General features: G+C 69.4%; 13 protein-coding genes. 7 read left to right on the plus strand and 6 right to left on the minus strand.

Annotated elements, in window-relative coordinates; translation table 11 throughout:
• Positions 1 to 127: 127 nt before the first annotated feature.
• The 4 genes from ABZW17_RS34945 to ABZW17_RS34960 all read right to left on the minus strand — a co-directional run bounded on the left by ABZW17_RS34945 (position 128) and on the right by ABZW17_RS34960 (position 5,138).
• The gene (locus tag ABZW17_RS34945; RefSeq protein ID WP_354823682.1) at positions 128 to 1,183 is read right to left on the minus strand and encodes a cellulase family glycosylhydrolase; all 1,056 of its coding nucleotides are present in this window, start codon (positions 1,181 to 1,183) and stop codon (positions 128 to 130) included.
• Positions 1,184 to 1,519: 336 nt separating this feature from the next.
• Entirely contained in the window at positions 1,520 to 2,707 is a 1,188-nt protein-coding gene (locus ABZW17_RS34950; protein ID WP_354823818.1) for a cytochrome P450, read from the minus strand.
• Positions 2,707 to 3,414 carry an alpha/beta fold hydrolase gene (locus tag ABZW17_RS34955; protein WP_354823684.1) on the minus strand — a complete coding sequence of 236 codons (708 nt, stop codon included), beginning with the start codon at positions 3,412 to 3,414 and terminating at the stop codon, positions 2,707 to 2,709. The genes ABZW17_RS34950 and ABZW17_RS34955 overlap by 1 nt, the downstream gene beginning before the upstream one ends.
• The gene (locus tag ABZW17_RS34960) at positions 3,411 to 5,138 is read right to left on the minus strand and encodes a non-ribosomal peptide synthetase (RefSeq protein ID WP_354823686.1); all 1,728 of its coding nucleotides are present in this window, start codon (positions 5,136 to 5,138) and stop codon (positions 3,411 to 3,413) included. Before ABZW17_RS34960 ends, ABZW17_RS34955 begins: the two co-directional genes overlap by 4 nt.
• A 548-nt stretch (positions 5,139 to 5,686) precedes the next feature.
• Between ABZW17_RS34960 and ABZW17_RS34965 the strand changes: the two genes are divergently transcribed.
• Together ABZW17_RS34965 and mdlC are read left to right on the plus strand one after the other, a co-directional pair.
• Complete coding sequence (locus ABZW17_RS34965) at positions 5,687 to 6,466, plus strand: methyltransferase domain-containing protein (protein ID WP_354823688.1); 780 nt, start codon at positions 5,687 to 5,689, stop codon at positions 6,464 to 6,466.
• A gap of 342 nt (positions 6,467 to 6,808) precedes the next feature.
• The gene (mdlC, locus tag ABZW17_RS34970; RefSeq protein WP_354823690.1) at positions 6,809 to 8,395 is read left to right on the plus strand and encodes a benzoylformate decarboxylase; all 1,587 of its coding nucleotides are present in this window, start codon (positions 6,809 to 6,811) and stop codon (positions 8,393 to 8,395) included.
• A 94-nt stretch (positions 8,396 to 8,489) separates the two neighbouring features.
• On the opposite strand, the gene ABZW17_RS34975 is transcribed toward mdlC, so the two are convergent.
• Both ABZW17_RS34975 and ABZW17_RS34980 read right to left on the minus strand, forming a co-directional pair.
• On the minus strand, positions 8,490 to 9,497 hold the full coding sequence (locus ABZW17_RS34975) for an ABC transporter substrate-binding protein (RefSeq protein ID WP_354823692.1): 1,008 nt from the start codon (positions 9,495 to 9,497) through the stop codon (positions 8,490 to 8,492).
• 468 nt (positions 9,498 to 9,965) lie between these two features.
• Positions 9,966 to 10,886, minus strand: coding sequence for an aminoglycoside phosphotransferase family protein (locus ABZW17_RS34980; RefSeq protein ID WP_354823820.1), 921 nt, complete (start codon positions 10,884 to 10,886; stop codon positions 9,966 to 9,968).
• Between the two features lie 180 nt (positions 10,887 to 11,066).
• On the opposite strand from ABZW17_RS34980, the gene ABZW17_RS34985 reads away from it, so the two are divergent.
• From ABZW17_RS34985 to ABZW17_RS35005, 5 genes are all read left to right on the plus strand, one after another.
• Positions 11,067 to 11,954, plus strand: coding sequence for a helix-turn-helix transcriptional regulator (locus ABZW17_RS34985; RefSeq protein WP_354823694.1), 888 nt, complete (start codon positions 11,067 to 11,069; stop codon positions 11,952 to 11,954).
• 88 nt (positions 11,955 to 12,042) lie between these two features.
• Positions 12,043 to 13,008 carry a hypothetical protein gene (locus tag ABZW17_RS34990; RefSeq protein WP_354823696.1) on the plus strand — a complete coding sequence of 322 codons (966 nt, stop codon included), beginning with the start codon at positions 12,043 to 12,045 and terminating at the stop codon, positions 13,006 to 13,008.
• 335 nt (positions 13,009 to 13,343) lie between these two features.
• Positions 13,344 to 14,180 (plus strand): alpha/beta hydrolase, encoded by an 837-nt coding sequence (locus ABZW17_RS34995; protein WP_354823698.1) that lies wholly within the window; start codon positions 13,344 to 13,346, stop codon positions 14,178 to 14,180.
• A complete protein-coding gene (locus tag ABZW17_RS35000) occupies positions 14,173 to 14,742 on the plus strand; it encodes a TetR/AcrR family transcriptional regulator (protein ID WP_354823700.1) in 570 nt (189 codons plus the stop codon). Before ABZW17_RS34995 ends, ABZW17_RS35000 begins: the two co-directional genes overlap by 8 nt.
• A gap of 42 nt (positions 14,743 to 14,784) precedes the next feature.
• Positions 14,785 to 15,996, plus strand: coding sequence for a low temperature requirement protein A (locus ABZW17_RS35005; protein ID WP_354823702.1), 1,212 nt, complete (start codon positions 14,785 to 14,787; stop codon positions 15,994 to 15,996).
• Positions 15,997 to 16,031 lie beyond the last annotated feature (35 nt).

Consider the following 16,031-nt stretch of genomic DNA (forward strand, 5'->3'; position numbering starts at 1 on the left):
CGGTGATCGTCGGGCGCTACATCGCACCCCCGCGCTCACCGGGTTCGGTTACACCGTACCGTGTGGGCGCTCCGCCGGGCGCGCCGCCGCGCGGCCACCGGTGGCCGCGCGTCGAGGGTCGTTCCGCTCATCCGAGATGGGCTCGGAAGCCCGCACCGTAGGCAGTCGGAGTGCCGTTGTAGTTCGTGATCAGGGACGGCCCCGATCGGCAGTCCCAGGTGTTCCAGGTCCAGGCGAGGTAGCTGAGGGAGCGGCTGTCGAGCCAGCTGATGAGGGTGTCGATGTAGCCGTGCCCGCAGTCGTTTTCCCCGAGCTCGCCGACCACCAGCGGCACCTGGGCGGCGACGGGGGCGATCTGCGAGTTCCAGCAACTGGCCGTCACGCAGTAGTTGAAGTTGTAGGAGTGCCAGGAAGCGCCGAGGTTGCCCATCGGGTCGGACGGCCGGTAGGTCAGCCACTGGGAGAGATCGTTCGCGTAGCTGAGGCCGCCGACCATGATGAAGTTGTTCGCCCCGGTCGAGCGGACCGCCTGGACCAGCGAGTTCATCCCGGCGACCGGGTACGGGAAGCCGGGGCAGGCCGATCCGCCGTCGCGCCAGCACTTCCACGCCTGGGTGTAGTCACTGACGACCGAGTTGGGAAAGGGTTCGTTGAACAGGTCGAAGATGACGCCGGAGGCCGACTTGAACCGGGCGGCGACCGACTTCCAGAAGTCGGGCGTGTGCGTGCTGTTCGGCATCGGCTTCTGGCAGCTCGCTCCGTACGTCGAGCAGCTGGACCCGTTCCCGGTGTAGGTGCCGTCGCTCCAGTGGAGTTCGAGGATCGCGCTTTGTCCCTTGCTGCGCAGCAGGGACACGTAGTTCGCGATCGCCGAGCGGTAGTTTTCGCCGCTGTAAGCACTGTTGACGCCGTTGAGACCGAGCCAGCAGTCCTCGTTGAGCGGCACCCGCACCACGTTGGTGTGCCAGCTCTGGATGGCCGTCACCGAGGCCGAGTCGGACGGCCCGTCGAAGATGCCGCGGTTCTGCACGCACATGAACTCCGTGCCCGACCGGTTCACCCCGCGCAGGCGGCTCAGCGCCTGGGTCGAGCCGGTTTGGGCGCCGACCGGCGCGGCGACCGCCGGCAGCAGGAAAAACAGGGCGGCGATGACCGCGCCCACTCTCGTCCTCACCTTGCTCATTTCCGACCTCCTTGTCGGCCCGGCCAACTTAACCGGGTAAGCAGTGGAGCGCCGCGCGGCGATGCGCGCGCAGGCGTTTCGTGCGGTGCGAACATCCCCGGCACGCGAGATATGCCTTCTGCACCAGTGGGTTGACGAGGTTGCGTGCGGGGCCTGGCGATGCTTCATCGTGCGTGGAGTATCCAGTCAGACACACTGAACCAGTTAAGTCAACGCTCTTGAAGCTGCGGGTAGCTGCCTGGCTGGCCCGAAGTGGGCCAGCCAGGCCGTCCAGTCCACAAAGGAGGGTTGTGCAACCGAATCACCGGAAGGCCGATGAGCAGCCCCGATGGGATCTCACGTTCGGCAGGCGCCGCGCAAGCGGACGGGCAGTTCGCGTACGCCCCACGTGAAGTTCGACGCCGTGTAGCGGGGCTCGCCCGTGATCTCCACTGCGGCCACCCGGTCCAACAGTTCCTCCAGGAACACGGTCAGTTCCAGGCGGGCCAGGCGCGCCCCCAAGCACTGGTGGCGACCGCCACCGAAGGCGAGGTGGCGGTTGGGCGTACGGTTCACCCGGAAGCGTGCGGCGTCGCCGAACTCGGCGTCGTCGCGGTTGGCCGAGACGTTCCACAGGGTCACCCGGTCGCCGGCGGCGATGTCGGTGCCGCCGATCGTGGTGGGTGCGGTCGCGGTTCGAAGGACGTGCACACCGGGGGTGGTCCAGCGCAGGACCTCCTCGACCGCGTCCGGCAGCAGCGCGCGGTCGGCGCGCAGCGCGGCCCACTGGTCCGGGTGCTCGACCAGAGCGAGCACGGCGCCGGCTGCGGAGTAGCGAGTGGTCTCGTTGCCGCCGGCGAGGACACCGTTGCAGTTGACCACGATCTCGGTGTCGGTCAGCGGCCGCTTCGTCCCGTCCACAGTGGACCGCCGGTCTGTGGCGATGCGGCTGACGAAGTCGTCACCCGGGTTCTCACGGCGGTCCAGCACCAGTTCCGAGAAGTACAGGAAGATCTCCGCGTGCGCGCCGAGCCTGCTCTGCTCGTCCTCGCCTTCGAAGGCGTCGTTCATCGTGCCGCCGAGCCAGTCCCACTCCTGCTGCGGCACGCCCATCAGCGCACACACCACGCGAGTCGGCAGCCGGCGCGCTGTCTCCACCATGTCCACCTCACCCGCGGCGAGGGCATCGTCGAGCAGGCCGCGCACCACGGTGCGCACGAGGTCCTCCGCGTGCGGGATCGCGGCGGGGGAAAACGCTTTGGCGAGGACCGTCTTGAGCTGTGCGTGGTCCGGCTGGTCGGAGACGATCAGCATCTGCCCGGTCACGGCGTCCACCGCGGTGGCGTTGGTGCCCAGCCGCATCCCGTGCCGGGAGCTGAACCCGGCCGCGTCGCGGTAGACCGACAGCACGTCGGCGTACCGGCTGACCACCCAGAACCCGCCACGGGAGTCGGGGTGCCGGCTCACCGGATCGTTTTCGCGCAGCCACGCGAAGTGCGCCCAGAACTCGGTACCGGCGAAGCTCAGGTCGTCGGTCAGGTCCATCAGCACAGCAGGCTCCCCAGCGCGGGCACGGTCTCGTCGGCGAGGTCGGTCAGGAAGGTGTGGCTTCCGGCGAAGGACCGGCGGCTGGTGCCGGCGGTGCTGTAGCCGGCCCAGCCGTCGAGCAGGTGCCCGGGCACCACGGCGTCCAGGTCGCCGGACCAGGCGTGGATGGGACAGTCCACCCGGAACCGTTCGGCGAGGACATGGGTGTCGGCGAGCTTGTCGTCCCGGCGCAGCACGTCGAGCAGGAACTCCTGGCTGTCCTCGTCCAGGTCGCGGAGCTCGGGCGGCCCGGAGACGAACAGGTCGCGCAGAATCTGCTCGTCGATGATCAGGTGCTCGGCGGCCGACCGGTTGCCCGGAGGTTCGGTCGCGGCGAGCACCAGCGCGTCCGGACGCACCGCCCGCGCGAGCTCGTAGGCGAGCAGGCCGCCGAAGCTCTCGCCGACGATGACGAGCGGCGCGCCCGCCCGGAGCCCGGCGAGGTCCGCGGCGACGGCGGCGACGGCTTCGGCGAAGGTCGCCGGATGGTCCTCGGCGAACCGGTTTTCCCGCCCGGGCAACTGCACGCCGACCACCGAGACGGCGAGCCCGAGCCGAGCCTGCCAGCCGCGGAACCGGCTGCAGCCGGCGCCCCCGGGCGGGGCGCAGACCAGGGTCGGGCGGCCGGCGGGCGACGGGTGCCACGGCACCACCCAGGCGCTCAAGCGGACACCTCCGCGAGCCGGTCCAGCTCCGCGGCCAGCGCGGCCGGGTTGGGGTTGCCCAGCAGCAGCGGGATCGACGCCCGCAGGCCGGTCCGCTTGCGCAGCATCGCGACCATCCGGGCAGCGAGCAGGGAGTGTCCGCCGAGCTCGAAGAAGTCGGCGGCCACGTCGGCCACCGGCTGGTCCAGCACCTCGGCGAACACGGCGCAAACCTCGTGTTCGCGGGCCGTGGCCGGCGGGCGGCCGGCGGGCCGGGCCGCGTCGGCGGCCACCGCGAGCGCCTCCCGGTCGACTTTGCCGCGGTCGTTGTAGGGCAGCGCAGGTACGAAGTCCACAGTGGAGGGCAGCAGGTGATCGGGCAGGAACGTCCGGCAGTGCTCGCGCACGAGCAGGGCTCCGGCGACCGGGTCGTGCCCGTCGGCGAGCACCGCGGCGACGCCGAGGGTGCCGCCCGCGGTCCGCACGAACGCCGTGGCCGCGATCACGGCCGGAAGCTGCTCCACGACCCGCTCGAGCTCGCCGAGCTCGATCCGGAACCCGCGCACCTTGACCTGGGTGTCGAGCCGGCCGAGGAACTCGAGCTGCCCGTCCGGACGGACGCGCACCTCGTCACCGGTGCGGAACAGCCGCTGCCCATCGACGGTGACGAAGCGGCGCGCGGTAAGAGCGGGGTCGCCGCGGTAGCCCCTGGCGAGCGCGGTCCCGCCGAGGAACAACTCGCCGCTGACGCCCGGCGGCACCGGCTGCAGGTCCTCGTCGAGCACCCGGGCCAGGTAGCCGGGCAGCGGGCGCCCGATGGTCGTGACGTCGTCGCCGCGGGCGCTGTCGGCGCAGGTCGCGGCGATCGTGGCCTCGGTGGGACCGTAGACGTTCAGCACCCGGTGCCGGGCCAGCAGCACCTCGAGCAGCCCGCGGGGGCAGCGTTCCCCGGCGACCACCACCACCTCGGCACCGGCGAGCGCGTCGGCGCAGGAGGCGAGCAGCGAGGGAGTGAGGCTGGCCGTGCGCGGCGCGACCGCGGCGATCCGGCCGGCGAGGTCGACGTGCTCGCCGTCGTCGGCGAGGTCGAGGATCGCGGTGCCGACACCGTTGAGCAGGTGCAGCAGCACGCACCAGAGCCAGCCGTCGAAGGCCGGCGACAGCGGGTTGATCCCCAGACCGCCCGGTCCGAGGTGGATGGTGCTCATGGCGTCCAGCGCCGTTGCCAGACCCGCGTAGGTGACTTCGACGCCCTTCGGCCGCCCCGCGCTGCCCGAGGTGTGGATGAGGTAGGCGATCTCGCCCCCGGCCGCCGTGAACGGCCAGGTCCGTGCGCTCTCCGGGTCGACTACGGGCAGGTCGGCCGGCGCGCCGGGCGGCCGTTGCCCGAGGATCAGGGACGCATCGGCGTCGTCGAGCACCTCGGCGATCCGGGCAGCCGGGTGCCGGTCGTCGAGCGGCACCGCCGTCGCGCCGAGGCGCCACACGGCGAGCAGGCTCGCCACGGCGAGCCTGGTCCGTCCGGTGGTCAGCGCGACCGTGGTGCCGGGCCTCGCTCCGGCGGCCGCCAGCGCCCCGGCGATCGCCGTCGTCCGCTCGAGCAAACCGGCGAAGTCGAGCACGCCGTCCGGTGCGGAGCACGCCGTGGCGGTGGGCCGCTCGGCCGCCCACCGCTCGACGACGGCCTCCAGCAGCCCGATGCCCCTGCTCCGGGCGGCGTTCACCGGCAACGCGAGATCCGTCATCGTGCTGGAATCCATTCTTTCGGACGTGACAATGAAACCGACGAAGGGGTGCCCGGCGCGTTCGTCGACAGGAGGGCTGACCGGCACGACCGGGAAGGGCGACTGACCGGTGGAGAAGTTACGGTGAGATCGCGTCCGAAGCAATACTTCCCGAAGGTGATCGAGCGGGTCCGGCTCGCCGGACTGCACCCGGTGCCATTACTCCGAATGCGTCGGAAGAGCGCGTCTTGGGGCCATTCGCCTCAGGGTGGATAACCCGATCAGCGCAGGCGCGGGCGGATTCGCTGACGATTGACACGGTTTCGAACGAAGGTCAGGAAACCGTCTCACATCACGCTCCTTCACTGCTCTCGGCAGGGCTTTCCGGCCTGACCGTCCGCCATGGACAGTGCAATGAGGCGTCGAAAAGTGACGCCGGTCACGTCCCGCGTGCTCGTTCGGGCCGGGTTGTTCGGCACGGAAAAAAATGGGGTTTTGCCCCTGTCGGACGCGGTGGGGCGGCCCGTACTATGCGTCGTCTCCCGAACTGACCGAATGAGGAAAACCGGATGTCGCAGACCATCGGCTGGAACAGCTTCGTCGACACTCACGCGCAGGCCGAGCACCGTCGGCTTCGCCTATTGGAAGAGGCCTTCGATCCGTTCAGCTTCCGGCAGCTCGACGACCTCGGAGTCCGGGAAGGATGGCGCTGCCTGGAGGTCGGTGCCGGAGCCGGCTCGGTGGCGGCCAGGATGGCCGAGCTGGCCGGCCCGGAGAACGTGGTGGCGACGGACCTCAGCCTCACGTTCCTCGACCCGCTCGCCGACCTCGGGGTGACCGTCCTGCACCACGACGTCACCGCGGACGACGCGCCCGGAGAATTCGACCTCGTCCACACCCGGTTCGTGCTGGAGCACCTGCCCGAGCGCGAGGCCGTGATCAAGCGGCTGGCGACGTGGCTCAGGCCCGGCGGGTGGCTGCTCATCGAGATCGGCACCCCCCTGCCCGGGTTGTCTTCGCACCCGGCGACCCGCCAGACCCTGACGGCTCTGGCGAAGGTCATGACGGACCGGGTCGGCACGGCGCCGGAGTGGGCCCGGTCCCTGCCGGTTCCGCTGGAGGCAGCCGGCCTGATCGACTGTGCTGCCGAGGGTGTGGTCCTGCCGGCGCGGGGCGGGCAACCGCTGGCGGCGTGGCTCAAGAACACCACGAAGCTCGTCGAGGAGCACGCGCTCGCCTCGGGGCTGATCACCCGGGAGGTTCTCGACGAGGCGTACGCGGCGTACGAGACGTCATCCTTTGTGGACTACAGCTGGATGACGGTCGGGGCGCGTGGCCGCCGCGGCTGAGCAGGCATGGCGCTCACGCCGGCCGCGAGGAGCCGTAAAGCCGGGCCGCAGCAGGTGAATCCGGCCGGTACGCATTCCTTCGCGAGTCGGCCGGACCCCCCTTCCGCACGCGCCGGATGATCGCTATTCTCGTGTCCTCGGCCGAACCTGCTGGCGGAAACGCCGCGGCCGAGGGCTGTTCGCTGTCCCTCGATTCTGTTGAGTTCGGCGGTTGGCCGGACCCCGTGCGTCCTTGACGGTGGCTCGCGGGGTCCTTCTTTCCCGTGGCGGGCCGTGTCCGTCGCGGGTCCGGGCGGCCCTTTGGGGGATTTCCTTCGCAAAACTCAGCATTACTCTGTGGACATGAACAAGCGCACGGTCCTGGACGCCACCCGCGAACTCCTTCGCGAACTCGGCCTCACCACAGTATTCGGCAACCCCGGCACCACCGAGGTCCCGTTCCTCACCGACTGGCCGGAGGACTTCGACTACGTCCTCGGTCTGCAGGAATCCGCCGTCGTCGCGATGGCCGACGGCTATGCCCAGGCCACCCGCCAGGCCGTCCTGGTCAACCTGCACTCCGCGGGCGGCGTCGGGCACGCGCTCGGCAGCCTCTTCACCGCCTACCGCAACCGAACCCCGTTGATCATCCTCGCCGGGCAGCAGGACCGCGCGCTCCTGCCGCACGACCCGTTCCTCGGCGCCGTGGCCGCTCCCGAGTTCCCCAAGCCGTACGTGAAGTGGTCGATCGAGCCCGCGTGCGCCGAGGACGTCCCGGCCGCGCTGGCTCGCGCCTACCACGTCGCTACGCAGGCGCCGTCCGGTCCGGTCTTCGTGTCCGTCCCGGCCGACGACTGGACCGCCACCACCGAGCGGCCCGTCATTTCCCGGCCGCGCATCCGGAGCTTCGCGCCGGATCCCGAAGCAGTCGGCGAACTCGCCACCGCGCTCGCCGGCTCCGAACGGCCGGCGATCGTCGTCGGGAGCGCCGTCGACCAGGACGCTGCGGTCGAAGAGACCGTCGCGCTCGCCGAGCGCACCAACGCCGGCGTGTACGTCGCGCCGATGTCGTCCCGGTGCTCGTTCCCCGAAGATCACCCGCTGTTCCAGGGTTTCCTGGAACCCGAACGCGGCGCGGTCTCCGACCGTCTCGCGGCGCACGACCTGGTGGTCGTCCTCGGGGCGCCGGCCTTCACCTACCACGTCGACCGCGGACGCGGCGATGCTCCGATGCCGCCGCTGTTCATCGTCAGCGACGACGAGCAGATCCTCGCGCGCGCCTTCGAGGGCACCGGAATCCGCGCCACCCCGAAGCTCGGCGTCCGCGCCCTGCTGAAAGCGGTCGCCCGAAGCGAACGGCCCGCGCCGTCGCCGCGCACGCGGCCCACGAGGCCGAGCGGGCAGGCGCTCACCGGAGCCTTCGTCTACGCCACGCTCGCCGGCCTGCTGCCGGACAACGCGATCGTCGTCGAAGAGGCGCCCAGCCACCGCGGTGTCCTGCACGACCACCTGCCGATCACGGCGACCGACACGGGCTTCCTGACGGTCGCCAGCGGCACGCTGGGATACGGCATCCCGGGCGCGGTCGGCGCGGCAATGGGCCGCCCGGACCGCAAGGTCGTCGCCGTCATCGGTGACGGCTCCGCCATGTACGGCATCCAGGCACTGTGGACGGCCGCGCGCCACGACTTCCCGGTGACGATCCTGATCCTCGACAACACCGAGTACGCGGCGGTCCGCATCTTCGGTGACTCGATCGGCGGGGCGAAGCTACCCGGCACGGAACTGGGTGGCATCGACTTCGCGGCGCTGGCCGCGAGCATGGGTTGCTACGGTGTGACGATCACCGAGCCGTCGAGCCTGGCCCAGGGTTTGACCGCAGCCTTGAGCGACAAACGTCCGACACTGGTGCACATCCGCGTCACCTCTGCGGAAAAGTCGCTGTACTGACACGGTCTGCCTCCCGACCGACTCGGCTCGGTCGGGAGGCAGACCCGCTTGATGCAGGAGCGAGCTGACCCGGCAGGGCAACCGCGGCTGTTCCTCAGTTGGTCGCTTGCGGCGCGATCATCGCCGCGGCTTCGACCTTGGTGGTGATCGCACCCATCTGGAGCATCAGGTCGGGCACCCGCTGCAGGCGCCGGGCGTCCAGCTTGGCACTGAAGGCGGGCAGGCTGAGCAGCTTGGCCGTGTCTCCGTCGATCTTCGCGTACTTGACCAGCAGCGGTTCGATCTTGGAGCGGTCGCTGTTCGTGTCGCTGGTGGCCTTCTGCAGCGCGCGCTGGAAGGCGGCGAGGGTCTTGGGGTTCGCCTGCACCCACTTCGTGACGGCGCCATAGCCCGAAAGCGGGAAGTCCTGGGTGGCGCCGGTGTTGACGTCGATCACCGGGATCGCGCCGAGGGTCTTGGCGGCCTGCGAAAGGAATGGCTCGGGCAGCAACGCTGCGTCGACCTGCCCTCCCGCCAGCGCCGCCGTGGTGTTCGGGAATGCGCTCTGGACCCAGTTCACCTTGTCGATGGGGACACCGTGGTCCTTCATCAGCGACTTGGCCAGCAGATCGCTTGCCGTGTTCCTGGCCGTCATGGCGATCCGCTTGCCCTGCAGGTCGTTGACCGTCTTCACCGGCGAATTCGGCGCGGCGACGATCGCGACGGACTTGGGGCTGACCGAGGTCGCGTCCGCGACGAGCTGGATATCGGCCGTACCCGTGCTCTTCGCGAGGAAGAACGGAAAGTAGCTCGAGATCGCAATGTCGACTTCGCCGGAAACCACTTTCGTCAGAGCCGCCTGACCACTCGCGGCCATGACCGCCTCGACCTCGAGACCTTCGGCCTTGAAATAGCCGCTGTCCTGGGCCAGCCACAACGGTCCGGTGTCGACGGTGGGCAAGATCGCGACCTTGATCTTCGCCTTCTCCAGGCTGCCGCCGCCCGACGAGGCGTTCGAGGGGTCCGAGCCGAGCGCGCTGCAGCCGGTGAGAGCTGTCGCGGCGACGACAGTGAGGGCGAGCCCGAGCGCGGCGCGGCGAGTGCCGACCCGGCCGCTACTCATGGCGTTTCCAAGCAAAGCCTGCTCCTTGAAATGTGGTGACGGTCCGTCAACCGAATCCGATGGAAGTGTGACTCGATCTCCAGAGGCACGCGGGCCACTGTAGAGGCGGTGACTGCTCGCTCACAACGGGCAAAATCAACACGTAAGAGAGCAACACGCATCGCTGTCTCGCCTCTGGTCTAGCTCACTGCTCCACTCGCCGTAATCGAGTACCGAGCGTGAGGGCCGGATCTTTGATTTGAGACAAAGGAGGTTCCCCTAATCCGGCTCGCCGGCTCAAACAAGCCACCGAACGGCGGTACCCGCATCGGTGCCCAGCTGGCTACGGATGTCCGTCCACTGCAAATGGTCACGAGTGGCCGCATGTTCGACAACTTCGGCGACCTCTTCAATCTGATTGTCTTACGATCGAACAGGATCACGGCTCACCATGACGAGGTGGTACGGCCAGTCGGCCAAGGGAACCGGCTAATTGCCGGTCGGGTAATCGGAGAATATTTCGCCGAGGACGCGTCGCGCGTTCGCGGCCTCGTCGTCGGGACGGGTGACGGTCCGGGCGCAGGTGACGAGCGTCTTCCACAGGGCCCAACCGCGCCCGCGCGTCCAGGTTGCCTCGTCGATGGACAGGCGCTCGCGGAACGCCTGCCGGCCCTCTGCGGTCAGCAGCGTCCAGGCGATGGCGATGTCGCACGACGGGTCGCCGACACCGCAGGTCCCGAAGTCGATGACGGCCGCCAGTTTTCCGCCGTCGAGCAGGAGATTGCCCGGAGCGATGTCACCGTGGAACCAGCTGTCCGCGCCGTCCCAGCGCGTGTCCAGCGCGGTTTTCCAGATCTCGCGGGCCAGGTCGACGTCGAGGTGACCGTCCAGTGCCGTGAGCGCGCGCTGGGCCTGCGCGTCGTATGTGCGCAGGGTGGCGCCCCGGAACCAGTTGTGTTTTCCCGGCTGGGGACCGCCGGTGGCATCGATGCTCTGCAAGGCGGCCAGGAACCCGGCGAGGTCGCGGGCGAAGCGGACCGCGTCGGATATCCGGTCCGGGCTCGCCGGCTCGCCGTGGAGCCATGGATAGACCGACCACGCGAAGGGATAGCCCGCGCCGGGATGGCCCTTGGCCAGCGGGACGGGGATGGGTAGCGGCAGCCGGGACGCGAGCGCCGGAAGCCACCGTTGTTCTTTCTCGACCGCCAGCGCGTACTCGGCTGCGCTGGGCAACCGCGCCACCATACCGTCGCCGAGGTGGAAGGTGAAGTTGTCCCACCCGCCCTGGGCCACCGGCCGGACCGGAAGGCCGGCCCACTGCGGGAACTGCTCGCCGACCAGCCGGCGCACCTGTTCGGCGTCGACGTTGACGCGCCGGGGCAGGGGACCCAGATTCGGTGTGCTGTTCACGGTGAGGGTTCTTGCCTTCCGGGAGGTGAGACCTCGACGATAGTTCGTGCCTGGCGCCAGTGCCGCGCCATTTATCGGCCTGCGCATGCCCCGAAGGCCACTTGCAGCCAACCAGCCCTGTCGCTGGGTATCCCCGGCTGGGACAGGCAGAGAGGGGAGCCGTCGGTCGATACTGGATCCATGACCGGAAAGCCACAGCTCGGGGACTTCCTCAAGGCCCGGCGATCGCAGTTGCAGCCGGAGGACGCCGGGATCCTCACGTACGGCGAACAGCGGCGGGTGCCGGGGCTCCGGCGCGAGGAGCTGGCGCTGCTCGCCGGGGTGAGCGCGTCCTACTACACGCGGCTGGAGCAGGGACAGTCCTCGAGTGCCTCCGCTGAAGTCCTCGACGCGCTCGCGGTGGCGCTGCGGCTGGACGAGGCCGAGCGGCGGTACCTGCACGACCTGGCCAAAGTGGACCGGCGCCGCCCTCGGGACCCCAGGCCGGTGCAGGAGAGCGTCACCGTGGCGGCCGGTCAGCTGCTGGCAGCACTGGCAGACGTACCCGCGATCGTCCTGGGCCGCCGCGCGGACGTGCTGGCCTGGAACCGGCTGGGGCACGCGCTGTTCGCCGGTCACCTGGACTTCGGCGCTCCGGCGACGCCGGCGGGGCGCCCGAACATGGCCCGGCTGGTCTTCCTGGACAGCCACACCCGTGAGCTCTACACGGACTGGCCGGCCAAGGCGCGAGCGGTGGTCGGGAATCTGCGGTTGGTGGCGGGTGGGCAGCCGGAAGACGGCGCGTTGTACGCGCTGGTGGGGGAGCTCACCTCGAAGAGCGCCGAGTTCGCCGCCATGTGGGCCGATCACCGGGTCAAGGCGTGCGCTGTCGCCGGTTACGAGATGCGACATCCGCTGGTCGGGACGCTCACGGTCCTGCAGCAGACCTTGAGCAGCGGACCCGGTCCCACTGTCGTGGTCGCGACGACAGAGCCTGGCTCGCCTTCGCGGACCGCGCTGACTCTGCTCAGCCAGGCCATCGACCCCGGCACCGTTCCGTCCCCGTTGCGGAAGGACCGAGCGGTCTGACCTCTCACGCCGGGCCACCCGGCCCGGGTTTCGCACCCCTGCGCGTCAGCAGGTCGCTGACGCGTGTCCTGAGAACAGTGAAGGAACCATGTACAAGAAGCTGTCCAAGTCGGCTGTGTTGTCGACAGTAGTGGCCGCGGCGGCAATGACCGCCGTGAGCCTCACTCCGGCTTCGGCCGCGTCGGCGCCGTTGTGCGGCGCGAGGATCGCCGTGCACTTCGATCTGGCCGCAGGTCAGACACCGGAGAACGTCGCTCTGGTTCCTGGCGGTGCCTTGGCGGTCACCTTCGCCAAAGGCCGCCAGATCGCGGAAGTGTCTCCGAAGGGCGCAGTTCGCGTTCTGGCCACCCTGCCCGAGCCCGCTGATGGTGGAGTCCACACCCCGGCGCTGGGTTTCCCGCTGACCGTCGGAATCACCCGCGCGGCGGACGGCACCCTGTACTTCCTCTACGCCACCGGCACATCCGATCTCACGGGGGTGTGGCGCCTGCGCCCCGGTGGCCGTCCCGAACGGATCGCCTCACTGCCGGCCACCGGCCTGCCCAACGGACTGGCGCTCGATCCGGTCACCGGCATGCTCTACGTCTCCGATTCGGTCCTGGGCACCATCTGGCGGGTGCCCAGGACCGGGGGAACGCCCACTGCCTGGTCGACGGCCCCTGAGCTGGCGGCCGAGGGCTTCCTCGGTGTGAACGGGCTGCGCCTGCGCGACGGGTCGGTCTGGGCTACCAACCTCGACAAAGGCACCGTCCTGCGTATCCCGATCCGGCGGGACGGCAGCGCCGGCGAGACGCGGACCGTGGCCACCGGACTGACCGGAATCGACGACTTCGCCTTCACCGGCAACGGAAACCAGCTCCTCGCGACGCTCGATGCACCGAACGAAGTCGTGCTCGTCCAGCCCGACGGCAGTCACTCGACCGTGTTGACCGCGGCCGATGGCCTGCAGAATCCCACGTCGGTCGCCGTGCGGGGCGACACCGTCTACGTGCTCAGCGCCGCGTACGTGACCGCCGAGGACCCGAACCTGACCGTGGCCCACCTCGGCCGCTGACGACTTCGTGCGACCACGGCCCGCGGGCGATCACCGGCGCTCAAGGGTTGTGGTCCACGAGGACCCGAACGCGGTCGAACCGCCGCTCGCCAGGTCCTCCCGGCGCCCGGTCGAGGGTGCACTGGGCCAGCAGGACCCAGTCCTCTTCGTTGGACAGCACCACGTCGGGATCGTGCGGATGCCCGGATTCGTCCGAGAAGGCGGCCTGGCGAGCGGCCTCGTGGACCGGGCAACCCGGAGAGAGCCGCGGACCGAGTCGGCAGGGCCCATTGACGCGGTTGGCTAACGCCGCTAGCTTGAGGCTATCGAGATTAGCCAATCCGCTGGAGTGCATCGTGACCGAGTACCTGAGCATCGCCGGCAACACCCTCGCCTACGACGTGACGGGGCAAGGACCCCTGGTCGTCCTGGCGCACGGTATCGGCGACAGCCGCCACTCCTACCGGTTCCTCGCCCCGGCCTTGGCCGCGGAGGGGTATCAGGTCGCCAACGTCGATATCCGCGGTTGCGGTGACTCGAGCCTGGGCTGGGACGGCTACAGCCGCACTGACATCGCCGGAGACCTGGTCGCCCTCGTCCGTCATCTCGGTGGCCCGGCCGTGATCATCGGCCAATCGATCAGCGGGGGCGCCGCGACCATCGCGGCCGCCACCGCGCCCGAGGTGATCGCCGGGGTGATCGAGCTGGCGCCGTTCACCCGCGCGCAGCCCTTCGACCTCGGCGGGCTGGTGCGGGTGAAGCGCTTCCGAGCCGGTTACACCCAGATGGCCTTGGTCATCATGCGCGGAAGACTGGCGAACTGGACCAAGTACCTCGACCTGGCGCTGCCGGCCAAGCCTGCCGACTGGGACAGTGAGCTGGCCCGGATCGAGGCGAAGCTGAACGAGCCCGGCCGGATGAAGGTGCTGCAGGCGATGTGCAAGACCAGCCCGGCTGACGCCGGTGCGCAGTTGCGCAACGTCAAGTGCCCGGTCCTGATCATCGAGGGCAGCGCCGACCCCGACTGGGCCGACCCTCGCGCAGAAGGCGAAAAGATTGTCGCCGACCTCCCACAGGGTCTTGGTGAACTGGCGGTCATCGACGGGGCCGGGCACTACCCGCACGCCCAGCTGCCGGATCAGGTCGTCGCGCTGACACTGCCCTTCCTGGGCAAGACGCTGACTCGTGCCTAGGGCAGGGCTCACCCCGGCGATCGTCGCCGACGCCGGTGCCGCGCTGGCCGACGAGGTCGGGTTCGCCCAGCTCAGCATGGGCCTGGTCGCCGAGCGGCTCGGAGTCAAGACTCCCTCGCTCTACAAGCACGTCACCAGCCAAGCCGACCTCGTCCACCGCATCGCCGTCCAGGCCGCGAACGAACTCGCCGACAGCATTCGCGACGCGACACAAGGCCGGGCCGGGAGCGAGGCCTTCACCGCCGGGGCGCAGGCGATGCGGCGGTACGTGAAGGACCATCCCGGCCGGTACGCGGCGGGCAACGCCGCCAGTCCGGCCGGACCCGACGACCCGCTCACCGCGGCGCTCGGCCGGGTGCTCGCATCATGGGCGGCCATGCTTCACGGGTATCAGATCGACCCCGGTCAGGAGATCCACGCGCTGCGGATGCTGCGCACGATGCTTCACGGATTCGCGACACTGGAAGTCGACAACGGGTTCCGGATCGACGCGGACGTCGAAGACAGTTTCACCTGGATGATCGACTTCGTCGACCGCGGCCTGCGGTCCTTGGACCGATGACTTGCCGTGTTCCACGGCCCTTTGACAGGAGTTGCGAGGTCCGTGAGCGACCCGAACATCGCCGACGAACCCGAGGAAACCAGGACCGAACGGCACGCAAGCTGGGCCGAGCTGTTCTTCGACCTGGTGGTCGTCGCAGGCGTGGCGGCCCTGGCGCATGTGCTCGGATCCGGACCGGACCTCGCGGCGCTCGGTCTCTACGCACTGCTGTTCCTGACTTTCTGGCTGACGTGGACGACGTTCATGCTGTACGGCAACGTCGCGGCGGGGAAGACGCGCATCACCCGGCTGCTGATCGGAATGTTCGGCCTCGGGGTGATGGTCGCGTCCGTGCCGGGCGTGGCGCACTCGGTGCTCGGACACGACGGCGACGTCCGCCCGCTCACCGTGTTCGCGATCGCGTACATCGCCACACGCATCTACGGGTCGAAGTCGTGGAGCAAGGGCGAAGTACTCCTGGACTTCCCGGTGGTGCAGGCCTCGGCAGGACTGTTGCCCTGGATCGTGTCGATCTGGGTCGAGGGGCAGGGGAGGCTCCTGCTCTGGGCGGTGGGGATCGGCCTCGACCTGCTGTTGATCCTGGCCGTGTCCGGCGACAGGATCCTCAAGCGGATCCAGTCGAGGTTCACCGACCTTCGACCCGGCTCGGACGTGCCGGTCGTTCACGGGGTGTCCGTCGATCCGGCGCACTTTTCCGAGCGGCTCGGACTCTTCGTGATCATCGTGCTCGGTGAATCGGTGGTGCAGGTCATCGGCGCCGCGGCCGATGCGCACTACGACGTCGGCCTGCTGGCCACCGGAATGGCGTCGTTCGTGTTGCTGGCCGGCATGTTCGGCTTGTCCGTCGTGTTCGGATACGCCGGATTGCCGCACCTGCGCGCCGGCCGTATCCCCGCGCGCGCCGCCCTTGGCCTGCACTGCCTGGTCACCGGAGTCGTCGCCACCGTGGCGGTGTCACTGTCATCGGCGGTCAAGCACGGCTCCGATCCGCTGTCCGATCAAGGACGCTGGTTGCTGTGCGGAGCGATCGCGGCCTACTTCGCCCTCGGCGTGGTCACCGGTGTGGCCAGCCACAGTTCGGATCTGCAGAGGACGACTTCACGAATCATCACCGGCATCGCGGTCCCCCTACTGCTCGCCTTGCTCGCCACCGACGCCGGCGGCCGGACTCTGGTGGTCTGCATGGCCTTGGTCGTACTAGCCCATCTCTGGTTCGAACGGCGATTGGCACCAGTCCGGGCCCGCGTCGCGTGAGGAACCCGTTCATCTTCGCCTGGCTGGAGATCCGG

It is taken from the genome of Amycolatopsis sp. NPDC004625 (genome assembly GCF_040609695.1).
GTDB lineage: Bacteria > Actinomycetota > Actinomycetes > Mycobacteriales > Pseudonocardiaceae > Amycolatopsis.

Excerpts from the sequence above, each read along its gene's own strand:
- ABZW17_RS34945 (WP_354823682.1), bottom strand. The coding sequence starts at position 1,183 with ATGAGCAAGGTGAGGACGAGAGTGGGCGCGGTCATCGCCGCCCTGTTT.
- ABZW17_RS34950 (WP_354823818.1), bottom strand. The coding sequence starts at position 2,707 with ATGGACCTGACCGACGACCTGAGCTTCGCCGGTACCGAGTTCTGGGCG.
- ABZW17_RS34960 (WP_354823686.1), bottom strand. The coding sequence starts at position 5,138 with ATGACGGATCTCGCGTTGCCGGTGAACGCCGCCCGGAGCAGGGGCATC.
- ABZW17_RS34965 (WP_354823688.1), top strand. The coding sequence starts at position 5,687 with ATGTCGCAGACCATCGGCTGGAACAGCTTCGTCGACACTCACGCGCAG.
- mdlC (WP_354823690.1), top strand. The coding sequence starts at position 6,809 with ATGAACAAGCGCACGGTCCTGGACGCCACCCGCGAACTCCTTCGCGAA.
- ABZW17_RS34975 (WP_354823692.1), bottom strand. The coding sequence starts at position 9,497 with ATGAGTAGCGGCCGGGTCGGCACTCGCCGCGCCGCGCTCGGGCTCGCC.
- ABZW17_RS34985 (WP_354823694.1), top strand. The coding sequence starts at position 11,067 with ATGACCGGAAAGCCACAGCTCGGGGACTTCCTCAAGGCCCGGCGATCG.
- ABZW17_RS34990 (WP_354823696.1), top strand. The coding sequence starts at position 12,043 with ATGTACAAGAAGCTGTCCAAGTCGGCTGTGTTGTCGACAGTAGTGGCC.